A 22,155-nucleotide genomic window follows, 5' to 3' on the forward strand; every position below is an offset into this window, starting at 1 on the left:
ACACACTATAACAAAACAAAGAAGGAGTTTGCACTAGTGCAAACTCCTTCTTTGTTAAAAACAACTTAGGGCTTACTCTTACCCTCATCCAAAGTATCTGAGAATGAGTTGGCATGAGCATAATCAACTAACGACACTTTGTAATCAGTTGGCGTAAAACTAGCCGAGGTACTTAGCGCCATCCCCAATTCAAATCTTAAAGGATATGGCGTTTTCAACAAGCTACCCTCAGGGATATAAGGAAAACTCTCCAGGTATGACTGCATTACATTTGGCGCTATTCTCCGGTTAATATAAGCTCTTGTGAGTTGATACGGATGATGAAGCCCCGCAGCACCCAACAGCTCTACAGCACTCGCCACAGTAAGTCTATGAAAATTAAATACCCTTACTTTTTTATCCTCTACGACTAATCCTTTCATCAAGCTAGGATCCTGAGTTGCTACTCCTGTAGGACAAGTATTGCTATTACATTCAAGCGCCTGTATACACCCTAAAGCAAACATCATCCCACGTGCCGAATTACATAAATCTGCACCAAGGGCAATATTTTTTACCAGATCAAATCCAGAAGCCACCTTACCTGAAGCAATAATTTTAATATGCTGCTTTAAATTAAAACCTGACAACACATCATACACAAAAGCAATAGCTTCACGCAAAGGCATGCCTACAGCATTTGAAAACTCTTGTGGCGAAGCTCCAGTACCACCTTCTCCCCCATCTACAGTAACAAAATCTACATAAATACCAGTTTCTACCATTGCTTTACAAATAGCAAAGAATTCGCTCCTGCGACCTATACACAATTTTATCCCAATAGGCTTCCCGCCTGATAAATCACGAAGTTGCTTTACAAAACTTAGCATTTCTACAGGCGTCTTAAAAGCAGAATGTGAAGGTGGAGAAATTACATCATAACCTTCTTTTACCAATCTGATTCTGGCAATTTCCGGAGTAACTTTTTTAGCAGGTAAAATCCCTCCGTGCCCAGGTTTAGCTCCTTGCGACAACTTAATTTCTATCATTTTCACCTGATCATTACCTGCTCTTTTTGCAAAAGCATCTGGATCAAAGGATCCATCATCATGGTTTCTACAGCCAAAGTAACCAGTACCAATCTGCCAAATCAAATCACCTCCAGGATTTGCATGGTAGTCACTAATCCCTCCCTCTCCGGTATTATGTGCAAAATTACCCAACTTAGCACCACCATTTAAAGCTAGTATGGCATTCTGACTTAATGAGCCAAAACTCATAGCCGAAATATTGTAAATACTAGCCGAGTAAGGTTTTAAACAAGCTGGTCCACCTACCAATACCCTTGGGTCTTCATTAAGTTCATGATGACTTATAGCAGAGATACTATGACTTAACCATTCATACCCATTTTCGTAAACATCCAGCTGCGTCCCAAAGGGAATAGTATCATTTTCCATTTTAGCCCTTTGATAAATAAGAGATCGGTTTAATCGGCTAAAAGGTTTACCATTGGTATCGCTCTCCACAAAGTACTGATAAATTTTAGGTCTTAGATCTTCCATCAAGTACCTTAATCTCCCCACAACAGGATAATTTCTTACAATACTATGTTTCGGCTGATAGAGATCATAAATCCCCAATAAAACAACAGGTCCTGTGAAAAGGAACAACCACCATAATGGTGAATAGGTAAGCCCCAACATTACAGTCAACGCCACTAAAAATGCCGCAATCGCGATAAATGCTTTTCTCATATACATCAATTTACTAAAAAACATGCCAATAGAATAATAATTATCCAGTTTCGGTCTAAGATTTGTGTAATTTTACATATGCTTATCAAAATCTACCCTGAGAACCCAAATCCCAAAGCAATTGAGCAAATTGTTGAGGTATTGAAAAAAGGCGGTTTAATTATTTATCCAACCGATACAGTGTATGGTTTAGGCTGCGATATTACCAATCAAAAAGCCATAGAAAAGATTTGTCGCATCAGAGGGATAAAGCCGGAAAAGGCCAATTTCTCTTTCATTTGTTCTGATTTGAGACATATTTCAGATTATATCAAACCAATTGACACAACAACTTTCAGGGTGCTTAAAAAAGCATTACCCGGACCTTTTACGTTTATTTTGAATGCCAATAACAACGTACCTAAACTATTAAGCTCAAATAAAAAAACAGTAGGTATCAGGGTACCAGATAATGATATTGCCAGAGAAATCGTCAGACAATTAGGCAATCCAATTTTATCAACTTCTATTCGCGATGATGATGAGGTTATTGAGTATTCTACTGATCCGGAATTGATTCATGAAAAATATGAAGATCATGTAGATGTAGTAGTTGACGGTGGATACGGTGATAATGAGCCTTCTACAGTTGTTGACTGTACATCGGGCGACTTTGAGGTGATCCGTGATGGTAAAGGCGACCTGGATAACTTTCTATAGTTTATCTAAAATAATTACCTTTACACACATGGCGAAAATAATAAACCTACAAGCATTTAAAGACTTTTTCCGTTCAGGACAAATTGGTGGTATAATTTTATTGGTTTGTGTGGCAATTTCATTGTTTATCGCCAACTCCTCCTATGCTCAGGATTTTTCCGATTTCCTATCTACAGATTTCGGCTTTACATTTGGTGCACAGACATATGCTTTTACAGTATCTGCCTGGATTAACGATGCCTTAATGGCCGTATTCTTTTTATTGGTAGGCTTAGAAATTAAGCGTGAAATGGTTGAAGGCGAATTATCATCCGTTAAAAAAGCTTCATTACCAGTAGTAGCCGCACTTGGTGGCATGCTGGTTCCAGCTTTCATTTATTTTTTATTCAATAAAGATCAGGATACCGCAAGCGGCTGGGGTATTCCAATGGCTACAGATATCGCTTTTGCATTAGCCATTATTTCTATGCTAGGAAAAAGTGTACCTACTTCATTAAAAGTATTTTTAGCAGCTCTGGCTATTGTAGATGACCTTGGCGCCATTCTGGTGATAGCCATCTTTTACACCAATGAAGTACATTTCGACTACCTTTTGATGGCAGCAGGTGTTATGGCGCTATTGATAGCATTTAATTTTTTCAATATAAAGCAATTGTTTTTTTACCTTATCCCAGGTGTCTTTCTTTGGTATTTCATTCACCATTCTGGTATTCACGCTACAATCGCTGGGGTATTACTTGCTTTAACTATACCAACAAATGCAACTAATGTAGAATCTCCTTTAGAAAAATTAGAGCATTTGCTAAATGGTCCTGTAAATTACTTTATTATGCCCATCTTCGCTTTGGCGAATACAAATATCACCTTTCAGAAGGAAATGATCAGCGGCCTGGTCTCTCCTTTAGGAATGGGAATTATTGCAGGTTTATTTATAGGTAAAACCATTGGTGTAACCTTATTCTCATGGATAGCGGTAAAACTAAAACTAGGCAGCCTGCCATCAAGATCAGGCTGGAAACACATCATTGGCTTAGGAATGTTGGCAGGTATTGGTTTTACCATGTCGATCTTTATTTCCCTGCTATCGTTTAGCGATGAGCTGCATGTTACAGAAGCCAAATTTGCCATTCTTTGTGCTTCTGTAATTTCAGGACTCGTTGGATTTATCTTCTTGAAGTCAATCAATAAAAAGAGAGCAATTGCTAAGGTTTAAATGCTGTCATAAAGCTTTTTATACTACCGGTTAAATCGTTTGGATCAAGTACCTTTACAAAAGCACTTCCTATAATTGCACCATTAGCATATTGACAAGCTTTATCAAAGGTTTCCTTATTGTATATACCAAAACCAGTCATCATTGGGTTTTTCAACTTCATATCTGCAATTCTCGAGAAATAACCTTCTGTATTTTCCGACAGTTGCAATTGTTGCCCGGTTGTAGCCGACGACGATACCAGATAAATGAACCCTGTACTTATTGCGTCTATTTTACGGATACGCTCAGGAGAAGTCTGCGGGGTAACCAGGAAGATATTAGATATACCATATTTTTCAAATATGGGCTGATAAAGCTCTTCATATTCTACAATAGGGAGATCAGGAACAATACAACCATCTACCCCCACCTCAACACATGCCTTACAAAAATTTTCTACACCAAACTGTAATACCGTATTAAAATACCCCATTAAAACAACCGGGATATTTACACGCTTACGAAGATCTTTAAGCTGTTCAAATAACGTCTTCAGATCCATTCCCTGATCAAGCGATTGCTTACTGCTTGCCTGAATAATTGGTCCGTCTGCAACCGGATCAGAATAAGGGAAACCAACTTCTATAATCTGTGCTCCGTTCTGTTCTAATGCTTCTGCAACTGTAACCGTATCATTTAAGCCCGGATACCCTGCTGTATAATAAATTGATAATATATTCTTCTTCGTTTCAAAAAGTTCTTTAATTCTGCTCATACCAAATTATAGGTTAAAGTATTTCATATAAGTATCCATGTCTTTATCTCCTCGTCCTGAAAGACAAACCACTACATTTTCTCCGCCTTTAAAAGGCATCTTCTCAAGGTACGCTAAAGCATGTGCACTTTCAATTGCCGGAATAATGCCTTCCATCTGGGTAAGCAGCAAACCTGCCTGTAATGCCTCATCATCAGTGATCGATACATACTGTCCACGACCAGTTTTAAATAAATGAGCATGTTGTGGGCCAATCCCCGGATAGTCCAATCCCGCAGAAACTGAATGAGGTTCTACAACTTGTCCATCATGCGTTTGCATCAATATACTTTTGCTACCATGCAATACACCTTCTTTTCCCAAAGCTGTGGTTGCGGCCGAAAAACCGCTATCTACCCCCTTGCCCCCTGCCTCAACAGCAATCAGCTTCACCTTTTCATCATCAATAAAATGATAGAACATGCCCATAGCATTGCTACCGCCACCTACACAAGCCAATACATAATCAGGCTGATCATTTCCAGTATGCTCTACAAGCTGCTTTTTAGTTTCTTCTGATATAATGGATTGAAAGATACCAACCATATCAGGATAAGGATGCGGTCCTACTACCGAGCCTATAATATAATGCGTATCTACAGGATTATTCATCCAGTCGCGCATTGCCTCGTTAGTAGCATCTTTAAGCGTTTTGCTACCCGAAGTAGCGGAAATAACCTTTGCTCCTAACATTTTCATTCTTGCAACATTTGGTGCCTGGCGTTGAATATCTATTTCCCCCATATACACTACACATTCCAAACCACGTAATGCGCAGACTGTTGCTGTAGCTACTCCATGCTGACCTGCTCCTGTTTCTGCAATAATTCGTTTTTTTCCAAGTCGCTGTGCGAGCAAAATCTGTCCGATAGTATTGTTAATCTTATGAGCGCCGGTATGGTTCAGATCTTCTCTTTTCAGGAAAATATTGGCATTATATTTTTGTGAAAGACGCTTCGCAAGATACAATGGCGAAGGCCTTCCAACATAATCTTTTAATAATTGCTGAAACTCTTCTTGAAAGGATTCATCCTGAATTATGTTAAGATAATTCTGTCTCAATTCTTCAACGTTAGGATAAAGCATTTCCGGAATATATGCCCCGCCAAAATCTCCGAAATAACCTTTTTCATTTACAAAATAACTCATAGTGCTAGTTTACTCTTAAAGTCTTTTAATTTATCTATGTCTTTTACACCCGGCGCAAGCTCAAATCTGCTATTTACATCGATAGCATATAAACGCGGGTCATTTATTTGTTTCAATTGCTCCACACTTTCCAATGAAATCCCTCCACTTAAAAAGTATGATTTGTTTAGCTTATAATTCTCAAGGAGTGCCCAGCTAAAGGTCATTCCAGAACCACCATGATTCGGTGTTTGTGTATCGAATAAAAAATAATCAGCTACATTTGAATAAGGATTAACAGTATTAAAATCAAATCGTTCATCTACTCCAAATGCTTTGATCAGTTCAATTCCGGCATCAGCCAGCAGACCTTTTAATGCAATACAGTATTTCACAGGCTCCTGCCCATGCAGCTGAACAGCGTTTAAGCCATATAATACAGCAAGCTGGGCCACCCTGTTTAATTCTTCATTAACAAAAACACCTGTCTTTCTAATGCCTGCGGGGAGATTATTAACAAACAATGGTGTTAAACCATCTACAAACCGTTTGGAATCTCTAAAAAAAATAAAGCCTAAATAATCTGGTTTTAAAGTTGCTACACCCTGGATATTTTCAGGTAGTTTCATTCCACATATTTTCAGTTTAACTTCCATTTTCTGAGTTTTTATTAGGTTATTAAATTCTGTTTTATCTTCCTGTAAGCTTTTTAAACCTGTCAAGAGCCTGTAATCCCAGTAATGACGACTCAGCCTCATAAAAACAATCGCCAAAAGACTTCGAATCATCTATAGTCTGAATGGCCAATGCTGCATTACATAATACCACACTGTTTTGTTCGTCCGTTCCATTACCATTCAATACATTCATGAATATCTCTGCTGAAGATTCTACCGTATCTCCTCCTTTAATCTTATCTTCAGTTATTTGTTCGAAGCCCAGATCAGCAACTTTCAAAAGCGCTTCACCTTTTTTACTAAAGGTCTTCACATCACAGGTTAAAGAGACTTCATCAAAGCCATTTACAGCGTGCAGAATCGTATAGTTCTTATCTGTATTCTGATATAGATAGGCATACAAACGCGCCAGTTCTAAACTAAACACCCCTACAATCTGATTTTTAGGCTGGGCAGGATTTACCATCGGTCCGAGCATATTGAAAAAGGTTTTGACCCCCAGCTCTTTACGTATTGGCGCTACTGTTTTCATTGCAGGGTTAAACAATGGTGCATGGATAAAACAGATACCTGCATGGTCCAAACTTCTTTTTAATACATCCTGATCACTGGTAAATGAATATCCAAGATATTCCATTACGTTTGAAGAGCCACAACCCGAAGAAACACCATAATTACCATGTTTAGCTACTTTATAGCCTGCTCCCGCAGTCACAAAAGAAGCCAGGGTAGAAATATTAAAAGTGTCTTTTCCATCCCCTCCTGTACCACATAAATCGACCAGTTCAAAGTCCGAGAAATCAAGCTTAATACATAAGTCAAGCATGGCATCCCGGAAGCCTTGTAACTCTTCAACCGTTATGTTACGCATACCATAAGCAGTAATAAATGCCGCTATCTGCGAAGTATTAAATTCACCAAGAGCAATCGAAGTTAAAATTCTTTGCGCCTCAGCACTACTAAAGGTTTTGTTTTCAAATAAGTGGTTAAGTATCTTTTTCATATTAGTATCAAAAGCCAGGCTTTTAAAAAAGGCTGTAAAACAAAAAAGGTTGCCTTATAGCAACCCTCAAATATTATTATATAAAATAAAAACGTTCAATACAGGGTTACACTACGCATTTGCGTTGTGCCACCACCATTTATTAAGTACGTTTGTTAATATCATTTCAACAAATATGTAATTGTTTTTGCAAAGGAGCAAATCTTTCTTAAAATAATTTTATTTAATCAATGCATTCTTCTCTTTTGTAAAATGGTTGAATACCAGCTTATCAGCCAATGCAGGAAATAATTTATTGAGCCAGACTGTCAATTTCCCCTGTCCTGTCATGATTAATGTACGTTTACGTGCAACTATACCATCAGCTATAGTTTGTGCAACAGAATCGGCACTCATCATCTTTCCTTCTTCCATACTAGTCTCACCATGCGAAGCCCCATCTTTAGCCAAAGCAGTAACGCGAATGTTCGAAGCTGTAAAGCCCGGACAAGCCACCATTACATGAACACCCGTTTTTAGCAGTTCAGTACGTAAGGATTCCATGAAACCATTCATTGCAAACTTAGAGGAAGAATATCCGGTACGGCCCGGCAAACCGCGATAACCAGCTATTGAAGACACCCCAACAATACTTCCTTTAGTTTTCAGAATCTCAGGCAATGCATATTTAGTACAATACACTGTACCCCAGAAGTTTACATCCATCAGGTTTTTTAATACAGAAAGATCAAGGTCATTAAATAAGGCGCGCATAGACAGGCCTGCATTATTGATCAAAATATCAATTTTACCAAAAGTAATTAAAGCCTGTTTGATCAACAGCTTGCAATCTTCTTCTTTACTTACATCTGTTTGTACAGCAATCGCTTTTATCCCGTATCGTTTTTCCAGATCAGCGGTTATTTCACATAATGTTACATATTGCCTGGCAGCAAGCACCAGATTTGCCCCTCTTTTTGCGAACTCTTCGGCACATGCTTTTCCTATACCCGATGATGCACCGGTAATTATAATTACTTTATTCTTAAAATCCATACTGACTATTTAATTAATGAACCTTGATAAGGAACACGGGTAACAATTGATCTGCCTAAAGTAATTTCATCAGCATATTCCAGCTCGCCTCCAAATGCAATCCCTCTTGCAATAGTAGTAATTGGAATCTGAAAATCCTTTAATCGCTTATATAGGTAAAATAATGTAGTATCACCTTCCATAGTAGCACTTAAAGCTAATATAACTTCTTTTACAGGCGTTGTAGCCACACGCTGAACTAATGAATCAATAAACAGATCTGCAGGCCCTATACCATCCATAGGTGATATTAACCCGCCTAAAACGTGGTAAACACCAAAATACTGCCCGGTGTTTTCTACAGCCATCACATCTCTCGTATCTTCCACTACACATATGACTTCTTTGTCTTTTTTATTAGAAGAACAAATATTACATATCTGATGATCAGAAATATTATGACAAATATTACAGTGCTTGATTTCCTTTTTAAGTTTGATCAATGTATTTCCAAACTGATCTACCTCTTCCTGTTCTTTATTTAACAGATGTAATACTAACCTCAATGCAGTCTTTTGCCCTACACCAGGAAGCTTTGAGAATTCATTAACAGCGTCTTCAAGCAGTTTAGAGGAAAAGTTCATGGTACAAATTTAATTAAAAACCTTACATTTATCTACCTAATAAAACCATAATATGAGTCCAATTATACTTCTATCTTTTCTTATTGGTTACTTCGTGCTATTAATTGGCGTGGCTTACCTCACTTCAAGAAACAACTCTGATAATGCTGCTTTCTTTATTGCAAACAGGAACTCTAAATGGTACCTTGTCGCATTTGGAATGATTGGTACAGCTCTATCTGGTGTAACTTTTATTTCTGTTCCTGGTGCGGTAGGCAAAAGCGACTTTGGTTACTTTCAGTTTATACTGGGTAATGCAGTTGGTTTTATTATCATAGCAACTGTACTGTTGCCTTTGTATTACAGGCTGAATATCATTTCCATTTATACTTATCTGGAACGCAGATTAGGCTTCCTGAGTTATAAAACGGGCGCTGTAATCTTTCTGGTTTCCCGGACTATTGGCTCAGCTTTCCGCCTTTACCTGGTTGCAATTGTATTGCAAAAATTCATTTTTGATGCCTGGAATGTTCCATTCTGGGTAACAATTGTCATTTGTCTTGTCCTAATATGGCTATACACACATAAGGGTGGTCTAAAAACAATTATCATTACTGACACCCTTCAAACTGTATTCTTATTACTCTCTGTAGTATTATCTATAGTATTTATTGCTAAATCTCTGAATCTTGATGTTGCCGGAACTTTTGAAGCTGTTAAAACCAGTAGTTACTCCCAGATCTTCTTTTGGGAAGACTTTCTGGGCAGCAAAACCCATTTCCTTAAACAGTTTCTAGGTGGAATATTTGTAACAATTGCTATGACCGGCCTTGATCAGGATCTGATGCAGAAAAACCTGAGTATGAAAACTATAGGCGAAGCTCAAAAGAACATGTTTACGTTTACCATTGTATTTGTTATCATGAACATTTTCTTTTTAAGTGTTGGTGCATTACTATATCTTTTTGCGGCCAATAATGGAATAAATGTGGCTTCATTAGCTACTCCAGATCATCTTTATCCGGAGATCGCATTAAACCACCTCAATGTAATCCCCGGAATTATCTTTATGCTAGGTTTAACTGCTGCAACTTTTGCAACTACAGACTCAGCATTAACGGCATTAACAACTTCTTTCTGTATTGACTTCCTGCATTTCGATAAGAAAAAAGATCAGAACTCACCAGACCTTGTCCGGAAGAGACACCTGGTACATGTTGGATTCTCTTTTCTAATGGTTGTGGTCATCATGATTTTCAAAATCATCAATGATGATTCTGTGGTTAATGCGATTTTCAAAGCTGCTGGTTATACTTATGGGCCTCTGGTCGGGCTTTTTGGCATTGGTATGTTAACCAGAAGAGCGGTTACTGATAAGCTGGTACCTTACATCTGTTTGCTTTCGCCAATATTATGTTTTATAATTGATAAAAATTCAATGCAGTGGTTCAATTACGCTTTGGGTTTTGAATTGATTATATTAAACGGGTTAATCACCTTTATACTGCTTTGGGTTACCGGAAAAACTTCAACAACCCAAACCAGATTCTAATATTTAATACACCTATAGAATGACAAGTGAAGAAAAAATAAGAAGTGCTTTTGAAAATAAAAACTGGCAGGAAATAAAGGTTACAGACTCCTGGCAGATCTTTAAAATAATGGCTGAATTTGTTGATGGATTCGAGAAACTAGCGAAGATAGGACCTTGCGTATCTATCTTTGGTTCAGCAAGAACAGCAGAAACAAATAAGTATTATGAAATTGCTGTTGAATGTGGAAGGTTACTTACTGAGCGTGGTTACGGTGTAATTACTGGCGGTGGCCCTGGTATTATGGAAGCTGGTAATAAAGGTGCTCACAACAATGGTGGTAAATCTGTAGGTTTAAATATAGAACTACCTTTTGAGCAATTCCACAATAAGTATATTGATCATAACAAACTTCTGGAGTTCGACTATTTCTTTATCAGGAAAGTGATGTTTATGAAGTATTCTCAGGGTTTTATTGTTTTGCCTGGTGGAATGGGAACTATGGATGAGTTATTTGAGGCCATCACATTAATTCAGACTGGTAAAATTGCAAGGTTCCCAATCGTTTTAATTGGAAAGGAATACTGGGGAGGCTTAATTGATTGGATAAAAAATACCATGCTGCAAAAGGAACATAATATTCATGCTGAAGATTTAAACCTTTTCAGATTAGTTGATACAGCGGAAGAAGCAGCTGAACATATTTTCAGATTCTATGAGAAATATGTGTTGAAACCAAATTTCTAAGAGCAACTAACACCCTTTTTATAAGAAAAAAGTCAGAGATTGTTCGCCTCCTCAAATCTTTTGCTGAAGGGCAAAATCTTTGCATGTCGGCTCACAACATCTGACTTTTTTTAGCACTAAACACTTCCTTTAATAGCAATTATTAACTCAGAATCTCGTTAATTCGCTCAGTTGGCCTTGCAATAACTGCCTTATCACCAGAAACCAATATTGGTCGCTCAATTAGAATGGGATTTTCAACCATTGCTGCAATCCATTCTTCATCAGAAAGATCTTTACCTTTAAATTCTGAAATATAGACAGATTCACCTTTACGAATAAGGTCATAAGGTTTAATGCCTAACTTTTCTATAATCTCACGAAGTTCATCTGCTGTTGGTGTTGATTGTAGGTAATTGATCACCTCAAACTCCTGACCGCTTTCTTCTAAAGCTGTTAAAGCACATCTGCTTTTACTACACCTGTTATTATGGTAAATCTTTATCATTTTTCTTGTTTTAGGGTTCCTTCTTACTCCCACTTGTGGTGGTTGCATATCAGAAAAAAATGGTTTTGTTGTGAGCCGACATGCAAAGATTTTGCTCTTCCGAAAAATCTTTGGCGAGGCGAGCAATAAACCATTTTTTACCCAAAATGGCTCACACCACCAGACACCACCAATTTCATAGCTTCTGCCGCACTCATATTTAGTGGTTTTATTTTCTCATGTTTCACCACGTAAACCTGCCCTGCAAAAGAATAAGAAAACGGGAAATAAACAATAGATTCTCCTGGCAAGCCAATAGATGCCAAATCATTTTGTGTTAAAAATCCAATTCGTTTCAAATCACCCTCAACTTCTACAAGCACAGGATTATTAAACTTCTTCTCATCTCCTACAAAAGCTTCAGTAAGGTCTTTAATTGAAGAATAAATAAACTTTAAAAACGGAACCTTATCTAACAACCGCTGGAACCACGTATACATTGGTTCTGTCACAAAATAAGTCACAAAAATTCCTGCCAGCAAGATCAATGAAATAACCAGAGCAAGTCCAAGACCAGGTATATTCCTACTCGCACCAGTTCTAGGATCAACTCCCAGAATATTATTAACATTTAACCAGCTGTCGACGGTAGTTACCGCCCAGATCACAATAAAAACACTTAATGCAATAGGGAGTACAATTAACAATCCTTTGATCAGATAATTTAGTAGCGCCCTGCCAATTCTATTCATAATGCAAAATTAGATATTTTTATATGGATTTATTCATAAAAGTACACTCGCTTTACCCGTTGAGAAACATTTGTAAGTATTTCATAGGGAATAGTATTGATCTGTTTAGCCAGCTTAGCAATAGTTAATTGATCATTAAACACGATGACCTCATCACCAGTTTTCACATCCAGACCAGTTACATCAAGCATACACATATCCATACAAATTACCCCCACAGTAGGAACCAATTTCCCCTTAATCAACATCCGACCTACTCCATTACCAAAAGCACGGTTGTAACCATCAGCATACCCTATTTTTACAGTTGCAATGGTTCCATCAGCATGCAACAGCCCACGTCTGCCATAACCTACAGTTTCATCAGCTTTAATATGCTTTATCTGAGTTATTGTTGTTTTCAAAACCGCAACCGTCTGCAGTCCTTTATTATCTTTTATACCGGCATCAAATCCATACAGGCCGATTCCAATTCTAACCATATCTAACTGGGCATCAGGATGACGTGAAATTGCAGAAGTATTGGAAATATGCCTGATGATTTTATAATCCAAAGCATTGCCGATCATATCTGCGACCTTATTAAAACGTGCGATCTGAAGTTTCGTAAAATCATCATGCATCCCCTCTTCACTACCCACCAGGTGAGAGAAAACAGAAGTTACTTTTATCTTTTCTGTATTCGTTATTATATTTAAAAGCTCTGGTAAATCAGGTTCTTCAAAGCCCAGACGATGCATCCCTGTATCTATTTTTAAATGTACAGGATAATTCACTTCATTTACAAAATCAATAAAGCTATTGAGGATTTCTAAATTATACAATTCAGGCTCAAGTTTATAACGTACAATTGCGTCAAAAGCAGAAGGTTCCGGACTCATCACCATAATAGGCATTTTAATCCCTCCTTTTCTTAAAGCAATTCCTTCATCAGTATAAGCAACAGCCAAATAATCTACTTTATGGTATTGTAATAGATTGGCGATCTCAAAACTTCCACTACCATAAGAGAAAGCCTTAACCATAGCCATGATCTTAACACCCGGGCTTAATTTAGCCCTATAAAACTGGAGATTACCGGCCAAAGCATTGAGATCAATCTCCATGACAGTATCATGTACTTTCTGTTCGATTAACTTACTGATTCTCTCAAATTCAAACTTTCTGGCTCCTTTTATCAGAATAGTTTCATTGTTAAAATGCAAAGAAGGAAAGCTTTCGATAAAGCCCTGTGTACTTTCAAAAAACCTAGTTTCCATAGGAAACAATCCCTTTGATGCCATTATATTTGGCCCTACACCTATTAACCGGTCTACATTTTTTTGTTTCAACAATGCAGCTATCTCTTTATAAAGTATGCGATTATCTTTGCCCGTTTCATAAAGATCAGATAAAACTAGAGTCCTTTTAGGATGTTGATTCTGAATATTCAAAAAATCGAGTGCTATTGCCAGAGATGAGATATCAGCACTATAAGAGTCGTCAATTACTGAACATTGGTTAATTCCATTTTTTAATTCCAGGCGCATACTTACCCGGGTTAATTTATCCAAACGTTCATCTGCTTGTTCAGGCGAATAGCCCAAGGCTAGTAATGTAGCCCAACAAATGATCGCATTCTCTACTGATGCCTGGTCATTAAATGGAACAAGGCAGGATATTTCAACTCCTTTGTATTTTGCAATAATATAATTCTGACCGTCAACAGGCTCAATAAAAAGAACCTGAAGATCTGCATCTTCTTTAAGGCTCCACGTAAATTTAGTTTTACCCGGTAAATTATCTTTAAGTATTCCTTCTGTATACTCCGGAGCATAAATAAACAGCTCAGTATCTTTAAACAGCTTTAATTTTTCGTTTAGTTTTTCAATTGCAGAGCTAAATCCCTCAGCATGAGCCTCACCTAAATTTGTAAGAATCCCTATGTCTGGCTTTATAATTTCTTCCAGCACATCCATTTCATTTACTTTGGATATTCCTGCCTCAAAAACACCTAAGGTATGCTCCTTTTGTATTTCCCAGACAGAAAGCGGAACACCAATTTGTGAATTAAAACTCTTAGGGCTTCTGATAATATTAAAATCAGCAGCCAATAACTGGTATAACCATTCCTTAACAATAGTTTTCCCGTTACTTCCAGTGATTCCGATTACTTTTAAATTATATTGCTCACGATGATTTTTTGCCAGCTTTTGCAGCGCAGCCAGAACATCATTCACTAACAATATATTAGCATCAGCATATTGCTGGCTATACTGAGGATCACTGATCACAAAATTTCTTATTCCATTTGCATAAGCGTCAGCCATATATTTATGGCCATCCCGTTTACCTGTCAGCGCAAAAAAAAGGGATCCTTCAGGTTCTGTTACTGCCCTGCTATCAATTACCAATTTCGTAATTAATACCTGTTTCATCTTCTTAAAAGACTTCAGGCCTAATATTTCTGCGATATGAGGAATGGTATAGGGAAAGTTGATCATCCGACAAAATTAAGCGTTAATGGCGTCCTAGTATAATTATCAGGGCATTTTTTTTTGCAAGAAAAAACACATGATTTCTTTAAATACTTTGTTGCTCCAAAATAGATTCCAGCAAAGCGCTTGATTCATGTTCTGGATTAATCAAATCCTGTAAAGTTACTTTATCTAACAACTGGTCAACTGTATGCTGTATCATTTGCCATAAAGACCTAATAGAGCAATCAATAGAATTTGTACATAGCTTTAATGCACCCGGATACTCTTCACAAAACTTTTTACTAAAAAGTGCACCGCCTAATACTTTCATGACCTGATTAATATTAATCTGATTTGCAGGTTGTGCCAATACATAACCACCCTTATTACCAGGTGTACTGTTAATGTAACCAGCAATACGTAAAATACGTGTAAGTTTAGCTACATAGGCTGTAGAAATACCTTCAGAATCACTAATTAATGGTATAGTTACACCCGTTTTCTGATCATGTCTGGCAATCCGGAGTAAAATCCTTAATCCGTATTCCTCTTGTGCTGTTATCTTCATTACCTTAAATCAAATTACATAAAACCCAATTCCAGCCGGGCAGTTTCAGACATCATGTCTCTATTCCATGGTGGTTCCCAGGTAACGATTACCGAAACCTCGTTTACTCCTTCAATTTCTTTTATTTTTTGCTCTACCTCCTGTGGAATGACCTGCGCAGCAGGACAACCAGGCGCGGTGAGTGTCATCACAATCTGCACATTATTTAACGGGGGCAGAATCTCAGTCTCATAAATTAAACCAAGCTCATATATACTCACCGGTATTTCAGGATCATATATCGTTTGCAAACAGTCAATAACCTTTTGTTTTAATTCTTCCTTATCCATGAGCTATTAGTTTTTATTGTCATGCATCATTTTATAGGCGAGCGCATAATTTTTCATCTGTTTTATCATAGCCAGCAAACCATTAGACCTGGTTTGTGCCAAATGTGTCATCATACCGATTTCGCCTATAAAATCCATTTTAGCTGCTAAAATCTCATCAGGTGTATGATCTGACAGCACTTTAATCAGCATGCTGATTAAGCCCTTTACAATCACAGCATCACTATCGGCCTTAAAAACAACCCTACCATCCTGATAAGAAGCTGTTAGCCAGACAGTAGATTGACAGCCTTTAATTTTATTTTCTTCGATTTTATGAACATCATCCAGTGCCTCCAACTTTTTACCAAGATCAATAATGTATTCATACTTATCCTCCCAACTGTCAAACAATTCAAAATCCTCAACAATCGCCCTTTCTATTTCAAGTATCGGCTTCGTTTCCATTAGGCTAACATCTTTATGGTTTTGTTCAGTGCAATTATTAATGCATCAATTTCTTCTTTTTGGTTATACAATGCAAAAGAAGCCCTTACTGTACCTGGAATACCAAAACGTTTCATCAACGGTTGTGTACAATGATGACCAGTTCTGACAGCTATTCCCATATTATCTAATAGTACACCAATATCCTGAGGGTGCACTCCTTCAACTACAAAAGACACTAAACTAACTTTATTTTTTGCCTCACCAATAATGGTTAATCCCGGAATGGCCTTTAGTTGCTCAGTTGCATAGGTAAGCAATTCTTCTTCATGTGCTCTGATCTTATCTTTTCCAATGCCTTTAACAAAATCAAGTGCTGCTTTTAAGACAATTGTATCTGCAATATTCGGAGTACCCGCTTCATATTTATAAGGTAAATCATTGTAAGTGGTTTTTTCAAATGTCACCTCTTTGATCATCTCACCCCCACCTTGAAAAACAGGCATACTTTCCAGCAGTTCTTTTTTACCATATAAAGCACCTACACCAGTAGGTCCATAAACCTTATGACCAGAAAAAGCAAAGAAATCGCAATCCATCTCCTGCACATTGATATCCAGGTGTACGGTCGACTGCGCCCCATCCACAAGCACTTTTGCACCCACTTTATGAGCAGCTATGATAATTTCTTCTACAGGATTTACTGTGCCTAAAGAATTAGATACATGAACAATTGCTACCATTTTGGTTTTATTGCTCAACATTTCTCTAAACACGCCCATATTAAGCTCCCCTTTATCATTTACGGGGATAACTTTTAAAACGGCTTTCTTTTCTTCACAGATGATTTGCCAGGGTACAATATTCGAGTGATGTTCCATTTCAGAAACAATCACCTCATCACCAGTTCCAATATTTTCCCTAGCCCAGGTATAAGCAACCAGGTTAATTGCTTCAGTAGTCCCTCTTGTAAAAATGATCTCATCCGTAGAAGCAGCACCTAAGAACTCCTGAACAGCAATACGAGTACCTTCAAAAGCAAGCGTAGCTTCTTCTGCAAGTGTATGAATGCCACGGTGAATATTGGCATTGTAATACGAATAATAATGGCTCAAAGCATCAATCACGCATTGTGGCTTTTGCGAAGTAGCTGCGTTATCAAAATAAACCAATGGCTTATCTTTAACTGTTCTTCCCAAAATAGGGAACTGCTTTCTTAATTCCGTGATTATCATCTCTACACAATTGATAAATGATCGTAAATTAGTTTTTCGACATATGCACGTATGGCCATTGGCTTAATCTGTGCAATTATATCCGCAGCATACGCCTGTAAAAGCAATACTTCAGCTTTATCTCTTGGAATCCCTCTGGCTCTCAAATAGAAAAGCGCCTCCTCATCCAATTGTCCAACTGTACAACCATGTGAACATTTCACATCATCAGCAAAAATCTCCAGCTGTGGCTTAGTATTAATTGTAGCATTGTCGGATAAAAGAATATTTTTATTCGATTGGAAAGAGTTGGTTTTCTGCGCATCGGGTTGCACCATGATTCTACCATTAAAAACCCCAGTTGAAGAGTCATCAGCAATTCCTTTATAAAGCTGATTACTGAAACAATTCGGTTGCCTGTTGTCTATTAATGTATGGTTATCCGCATGAGTTTTACCCTTTAACAGGTAAAGTCCATACAAATGCGTTTCATCGCCCTCTGCATCTAATATCAGATTTAAGTTATTACGAACAATCCCTCCACCTAAAATAACTGTTACAGTATGTACATAGCTTCGTCCGACCTGAGTAATATGCGTTGTACCAACCTGACTGGCATGTGCAACATCATTCTGAATTTTATAATATTCAACAAAGGCCCCTTGCTCCACCACCATCTCCAGAACTTCATTACAAAAACTATCAGATGTACCTAAAGTGGCATAAGTTTCTGTAAGCTGGAGTTTGCTATTTTCATCAACATAGATAAGGTTACGGGGTTGGGCTAGTATAGGCTGAGTCCTACCATCCATAATATGATAAACATAAATTGGATGTTGAGGTATCTTCCCTTTATGAACATGTACAAATACACCTTCATCAATAAAGGCACCGTTAAGTGCATGCACTCCGTCTTTAATATATGTACTACTTTGATTAAGATGCTTCCTTAACAAATCACTATAAGAACCATTTACAGCTTCTTTTAAAGATAAGACAGTTATTTCATCAGCAGGGGAAAGAATATTAGATAATGCGGCATCAAAACGACCATTTACAAATACAAGTTCATTGGCTTTATGATGACCAGGCATACGTAATGCATCAAGTTCAACAATACCTATGGTATGCTTTGCAGCATGATATACCTGCTCAAATAAGCTGCTTACGCCAGTATATTTCCAATCTTCTGTTTTATAAGTTGGCAATCCGGTTTTATTAAAAACATCAAAACTCTCCTTTCTAATGGCAGCAATGTTCCCATCCGGATTGTTCTGTTGCAAAGTCTCAAATTGAGCTTTAAAATAAGTTAAATCAATCATGGTACATCAATTTCATCAGTAATAAAGTCATAACCTTTTTGTTCCAGTTCTAATGCCAGCTCTTTGGTACCCGATTTAACAATACGACCATTAAACAAAACATGTACAAAGTCTGGCTGAATATAATCCAGTAAGCGCTGATAATGGGTTATTACCAGCACCGCCCGATCAGGATTATGCAGTTTATTAATTCCATTAGCCACAATACGTAAAGCATCAATATCTAATCCTGAATCTGTCTCATCCAGTATGGCCAGTTTAGGCTCAAGCATAGCCATTTGAAAAATCTCATTACGCTTCTTTTCTCCACCCGAAAAGCCTTCGTTAATAGAACGGCTCAACAAAGACTGGTCAATTTCTACCAGCTTCATTTTCTCTTTCATTATCTTTAGAAAAGCAACAGAATCCAGAGGCTCTAAACCCTGATATTTACGCTTTTCATTAACCGCAGCCTTGATAAAATTTGTTGTGCTTACACCAGGTATTTCGACAGGATATTGAAAAGCCAGAAAAAGCCCTTCACGAGCACGGTCTTCCGGAGATAATTCCAATAAATCCTTATTTAAAAAGTTCACCTCACCTTCTGTCACTTCATATTCCTCTCTGCCTGCCAGTACAGAAGCCAATGTACTTTTACCAGAGCCATTTGGTCCCATAATAGCATGCACCTCTCCTGCTTTGATTTCAAGATTGATTCCCTTTAATATCTCTTTACCTTCTACGTTTGCGTGTATATTTTTTATTGATAACATTTTTCTTCTTTTTTAATTAACCAACACTACCTTCCATACTAATTGCCAATAGCTTTTGTGCTTCAATAGCAAATTCCATAGGTAGCTGGTTCATTACTTCCTTAGCAAATCCATTTACAATAAGCGCCACAGCGGCCTCCTGATCAATCCCCCTTTGCCTGCAATAGAAAAGCTGATCCTCCCCGATTTTAGAGGTAGTAGCTTCATGCTCAACTATAGCTGTTTTATTTTTAGCTTCTATATAGGGGAAAGTATGTGCACCACATTTATCACCTAGTAACAAAGAATCACATTGTGAATAATTACGGGCATTCAGTGCTTGTTTACTTGTTCTAACCAATCCACGGTAGCTATTCTGACTAAAACCAGCAGATATACCTTTAGCAACAATTCTACTGGTCGTATTTTTACCCAAATGCATCATTTTCGTACCAGTATCAGCCTGTTGGTGATTATTTGTAAAAGCCACTGAATAAAACTCTCCGATAGAATAGTCTCCTTTTAAAATAACACTAGGATATTTCCAGGTTATAGAGGAGCCGGTCTCAACCTGTGTCCATGATATTTTGGAGTGATTTCCCTTACAGATTCCTCTTTTGGTCACGAAGTTATAAATACCACCTTTTCCTTCTTTATCTCCGGGGTACCAGTTTTGCACAGTAGAGTATTTGATTTCCGCTTTTTCCATCGCAATCAGCTCCACCACAGCTGCATGTAGTTGATTTTCATCACGCATAGGAGCAGTACAGCCTTCCAGATAACTTACATAACTTTCGTCTTCGGCCACAATCAATGTCCTTTCAAACTGACCGCTATTCTCCGCATTGATACGGAAATAAGTAGAGAGTTCCATCGGACACCTTACACCTTTAGGTATATAACAAAAGGAACCGTCAGTAAACACAGCAGAGTTTAATGCGGCAAAGTAATTGTCGGTCATTGGAACAACAGAACCCATGTATTTTTTCACCAGTTCCGGATGCTCTTGAATAGCCTCAGTAATAGAACAGAAAATCACACCAATTTCAGCGAGCTGTTGTTTAAAAGAGGTTGCGATAGAAACACTATCCATTACCACATCTACAGCTACTCCACTCAGGCGCTTTTGTTCTGAAATAGAAATACCAAGTTTTTCAAAAGTACTCAGTAACTCAGGATCTACCTCATCCAGACTGTTTAATTGTTTTTTAGGCTTAGGCGCAGCATAGTAAATAATATCCTGATAGTTTATTTTAGGATATTTAACATTAGGCCAGGTAGGCTCTTCTAACTTCAACCAGTAGTTGTAAGCTTTTAGTCGCCAATCCAGCATCCATTCGGGCTCATTCTTTTTACGGGAAATCAGCTTAATCACATCCTCGTTAAGACCTTTGGGAATGGTATCAGTATCTATATCTGTCACGAAGCCATATTTGTATTCATTTAATACGGCCTGCTCCAGGGTTTCTTGCTTTTCTTTCATAATAGATTTCTTTTGAAAGATTAATATTTACACAAATATACCTCCTTTTGCCTATCTATACAAAAGAGTATAAACAGAGAAATGTAAGATTTAAAAAACATAGGTGAAGGTAAAATTCCCCCAGGTATGACCATACAGCCCCTCCATCCAGGCAGTTGAAGTTGTCTGAACGGAAGAAATACTGAAGCGATCAAGTACAAGCACAGCACCAAATGAATAATTTGCCACAGTATTCTTAATAGGCCGGTAACGATTCCCTTTCAATGTTAACCCCTGTAAGATCGCATTACTCAGAACTAACTGAACCTTTGATCTGAAAATAAAATAAAACTGCACTTTACTTTTTTCGTCTGATCTGCTATAATGTTTAATCAGACCTTGAAAATAGGGGTTCATTTTTCCTATTCTGATCAAAGAATATAATCCAGCTCCATTGCTTCCAGTTCCTATCATCAGTTGACCACCACCAATCACCTCAAAAAATCCCTTATGCCGAAACAATTGTTGTTCGGCTGTAAAGTTCAGATTCAGTATCAAACCATTCCGCAATTGATTGTTCCAACCTTTAGGCTCTTCATAATTAACGATCTCATGAATCATTGTTTGAGTTTGCCTTGCCAGCGATACTGGTCCTGTAACTCCAAAATCCAGTTCTGTCTGAAAATCATATTTCTTCTCTTCATTATAAGAATAAAGGTTGTAGGTAATGAATAAGGCACCAGACCAGGGATAATCATCCGATTGGAAATTTGAATTGGTGATATCATTAGGAGTAAACATCAATTGTGAAAGCCCAACTCCAAACACATTTCTGCTACTATCTCCAGCTTTAGGTAAAAGGCGGTCAATCAGGAAATCAGAAGGTTTTTTCTTAATATAAAACAGACTGATCCTGGTACCATTTGTATATGATTTATCTGTTCCCTTTCCATAAAAATTTATATAGTCATCATCCCAGTAAGCCTGCAATAAGCGATGTGGCACTCGCTCTTGAGCAGATGAAGTTAAGACAACGGTCAGTAAGATCAGGAATAACTTAACATGTTTTTCCATAATGACCACCCCTTGAAATGGCGTATTGGTAAAACAATCCTGTTTTGAATTAGTTCTACAAAAAAGCGATTTTATTGTTCAATTCATCTTATGTCTTAACACTGTTGGATTACGGATTAATGAGCAACAAAAACAGTGTCCTAAAAGTAAGGACACCGTTTTTATTCAATTTCAGGATATTAAC

At 37.6% G+C, this 22,155-nt stretch carries 22 protein-coding genes; 4 read left to right on the forward strand and 18 right to left on the reverse strand.

Translation table 11 applies throughout. The features are described from left to right. Positions 1 to 65: 65 nt before the first annotated feature. Positions 66 to 1,736, reverse strand: coding sequence for an FMN-binding glutamate synthase family protein (locus ABDJ41_RS15460; protein WP_349786974.1), 1,671 nt, complete (start codon positions 1,734 to 1,736; stop codon positions 66 to 68). A gap of 78 nt (positions 1,737 to 1,814) precedes the next feature. Here ABDJ41_RS15460 and ABDJ41_RS15465 point away from each other — a divergent pair, with 78 nt between their 5' ends. Both ABDJ41_RS15465 and nhaA read left to right on the forward strand, forming a co-directional pair. Further along, positions 1,815 to 2,435 carry an L-threonylcarbamoyladenylate synthase gene (locus tag ABDJ41_RS15465; protein ID WP_349786975.1) on the forward strand — a complete coding sequence of 207 codons (621 nt, stop codon included), beginning with the start codon at positions 1,815 to 1,817 and terminating at the stop codon, positions 2,433 to 2,435. Between the two features lie 28 nt (positions 2,436 to 2,463). Beyond that, on the forward strand, positions 2,464 to 3,648 hold the full coding sequence (nhaA, locus tag ABDJ41_RS15470) for a Na+/H+ antiporter NhaA (protein WP_349786976.1): 1,185 nt from the start codon (positions 2,464 to 2,466) through the stop codon (positions 3,646 to 3,648). Here the strand turns inward: nhaA and trpA are convergent. The 6 genes from trpA to recR all read right to left on the reverse strand — a co-directional run bounded on the left by trpA (position 3,638) and on the right by recR (position 8,910). Then, a complete protein-coding gene (gene trpA, locus ABDJ41_RS15475; RefSeq protein ID WP_349786977.1) occupies positions 3,638 to 4,405 on the reverse strand; it encodes a tryptophan synthase subunit alpha in 768 nt (255 codons plus the stop codon). The two genes, nhaA and trpA, sit on opposite strands and share 11 nt — an antisense overlap. Positions 4,406 to 4,411: 6 nt before the next feature. Continuing rightward, positions 4,412 to 5,593: a tryptophan synthase subunit beta gene (trpB, locus tag ABDJ41_RS15480; protein ID WP_349786978.1), complete on the reverse strand. Its 1,182-nt coding sequence runs from the start codon at positions 5,591 to 5,593 to the stop codon at positions 4,412 to 4,414. Next, positions 5,590 to 6,228 carry a phosphoribosylanthranilate isomerase gene (locus ABDJ41_RS15485; RefSeq protein WP_349786979.1) on the reverse strand — a complete coding sequence of 213 codons (639 nt, stop codon included), beginning with the start codon at positions 6,226 to 6,228 and terminating at the stop codon, positions 5,590 to 5,592. The genes trpB and ABDJ41_RS15485 overlap by 4 nt, the downstream gene beginning before the upstream one ends. Before the next feature lie 34 nt (positions 6,229 to 6,262). Further along, the gene (gene trpD, locus ABDJ41_RS15490) at positions 6,263 to 7,252 is read right to left on the reverse strand and encodes an anthranilate phosphoribosyltransferase (protein ID WP_349786980.1); all 990 of its coding nucleotides are present in this window, start codon (positions 7,250 to 7,252) and stop codon (positions 6,263 to 6,265) included. A gap of 219 nt (positions 7,253 to 7,471) precedes the next feature. Further along, the gene (locus tag ABDJ41_RS15495) at positions 7,472 to 8,287 is read right to left on the reverse strand and encodes an SDR family oxidoreductase (protein WP_349786981.1); all 816 of its coding nucleotides are present in this window, start codon (positions 8,285 to 8,287) and stop codon (positions 7,472 to 7,474) included. Between the two features lie 5 nt (positions 8,288 to 8,292). Further along, a complete protein-coding gene (gene recR / locus ABDJ41_RS15500; protein ID WP_349786982.1) occupies positions 8,293 to 8,910 on the reverse strand; it encodes a recombination mediator RecR in 618 nt (205 codons plus the stop codon). A gap of 52 nt (positions 8,911 to 8,962) precedes the next feature. Between recR and ABDJ41_RS15505 the strand changes: the two genes are divergently transcribed. Together ABDJ41_RS15505 and ABDJ41_RS15510 are read left to right on the forward strand one after the other, a co-directional pair. Continuing rightward, positions 8,963 to 10,441, forward strand: a complete 1,479-nt coding sequence (locus tag ABDJ41_RS15505) for a sodium:solute symporter (RefSeq protein WP_349786983.1) — start codon at positions 8,963 to 8,965, stop codon at positions 10,439 to 10,441. Between the two features lie 19 nt (positions 10,442 to 10,460). Continuing rightward, positions 10,461 to 11,168 carry an LOG family protein gene (locus ABDJ41_RS15510; protein ID WP_349786984.1) on the forward strand — a complete coding sequence of 236 codons (708 nt, stop codon included), beginning with the start codon at positions 10,461 to 10,463 and terminating at the stop codon, positions 11,166 to 11,168. Positions 11,169 to 11,310: 142 nt separating this feature from the next. Here the strand turns inward: ABDJ41_RS15510 and arsC are convergent, their stop codons facing one another. From arsC to ABDJ41_RS15565, 11 genes are all read right to left on the reverse strand, one after another. Beyond that, complete coding sequence (gene arsC, locus ABDJ41_RS15515; RefSeq protein WP_349786985.1) at positions 11,311 to 11,655, reverse strand: arsenate reductase (glutaredoxin); 345 nt, start codon at positions 11,653 to 11,655, stop codon at positions 11,311 to 11,313. A gap of 137 nt (positions 11,656 to 11,792) precedes the next feature. Further along, positions 11,793 to 12,386, reverse strand: coding sequence for a DUF502 domain-containing protein (locus tag ABDJ41_RS15520; RefSeq protein ID WP_349786986.1), 594 nt, complete (start codon positions 12,384 to 12,386; stop codon positions 11,793 to 11,795). Between the two features lie 29 nt (positions 12,387 to 12,415). Beyond that, entirely contained in the window at positions 12,416 to 14,869 is a 2,454-nt protein-coding gene (locus tag ABDJ41_RS15525) for a bifunctional UDP-N-acetylmuramoyl-tripeptide:D-alanyl-D-alanine ligase/alanine racemase (RefSeq protein WP_349786987.1), read from the reverse strand. A 79-nt stretch (positions 14,870 to 14,948) separates the two neighbouring features. Further along, entirely contained in the window at positions 14,949 to 15,413 is a 465-nt protein-coding gene (locus ABDJ41_RS15530; protein ID WP_349786988.1) for an RrF2 family transcriptional regulator, read from the reverse strand. Positions 15,414 to 15,427: 14 nt separating this feature from the next. Then, entirely contained in the window at positions 15,428 to 15,742 is a 315-nt protein-coding gene (locus ABDJ41_RS15535) for an iron-sulfur cluster assembly protein (protein ID WP_349786989.1), read from the reverse strand. A 6-nt stretch (positions 15,743 to 15,748) separates the two neighbouring features. Next, positions 15,749 to 16,189 carry a SufE family protein gene (locus ABDJ41_RS15540; RefSeq protein WP_349786990.1) on the reverse strand — a complete coding sequence of 147 codons (441 nt, stop codon included), beginning with the start codon at positions 16,187 to 16,189 and terminating at the stop codon, positions 15,749 to 15,751. Continuing rightward, positions 16,189 to 17,403: a SufS family cysteine desulfurase gene (locus ABDJ41_RS15545; protein WP_349786991.1), complete on the reverse strand. Its 1,215-nt coding sequence runs from the start codon at positions 17,401 to 17,403 to the stop codon at positions 16,189 to 16,191. The genes ABDJ41_RS15540 and ABDJ41_RS15545 overlap by 1 nt, the downstream gene beginning before the upstream one ends. A gap of 2 nt (positions 17,404 to 17,405) precedes the next feature. Then, complete coding sequence (gene sufD, locus ABDJ41_RS15550) at positions 17,406 to 18,704, reverse strand: Fe-S cluster assembly protein SufD (protein ID WP_349786992.1); 1,299 nt, start codon at positions 18,702 to 18,704, stop codon at positions 17,406 to 17,408. Next, entirely contained in the window at positions 18,701 to 19,456 is a 756-nt protein-coding gene (gene sufC / locus ABDJ41_RS15555; protein WP_349786994.1) for a Fe-S cluster assembly ATPase SufC, read from the reverse strand. The genes sufD and sufC overlap by 4 nt, the downstream gene beginning before the upstream one ends. A 16-nt stretch (positions 19,457 to 19,472) precedes the next feature. Then, positions 19,473 to 20,918, reverse strand: a complete 1,446-nt coding sequence (gene sufB, locus ABDJ41_RS15560; protein WP_349786996.1) for a Fe-S cluster assembly protein SufB — start codon at positions 20,916 to 20,918, stop codon at positions 19,473 to 19,475. Between the two features lie 90 nt (positions 20,919 to 21,008). After that, positions 21,009 to 21,971 carry a lipid A-modifier LpxR family protein gene (locus tag ABDJ41_RS15565; protein WP_349786997.1) on the reverse strand — a complete coding sequence of 321 codons (963 nt, stop codon included), beginning with the start codon at positions 21,969 to 21,971 and terminating at the stop codon, positions 21,009 to 21,011. Between the last annotated feature and the right edge of the window lie 184 nt (positions 21,972 to 22,155).

This window comes from Pedobacter sp. ASV1-7 (genome assembly GCF_040203335.1).
In the GTDB taxonomy this organism is placed as follows: Bacteria; Bacteroidota; Bacteroidia; order Sphingobacteriales; family Sphingobacteriaceae; genus Pedobacter.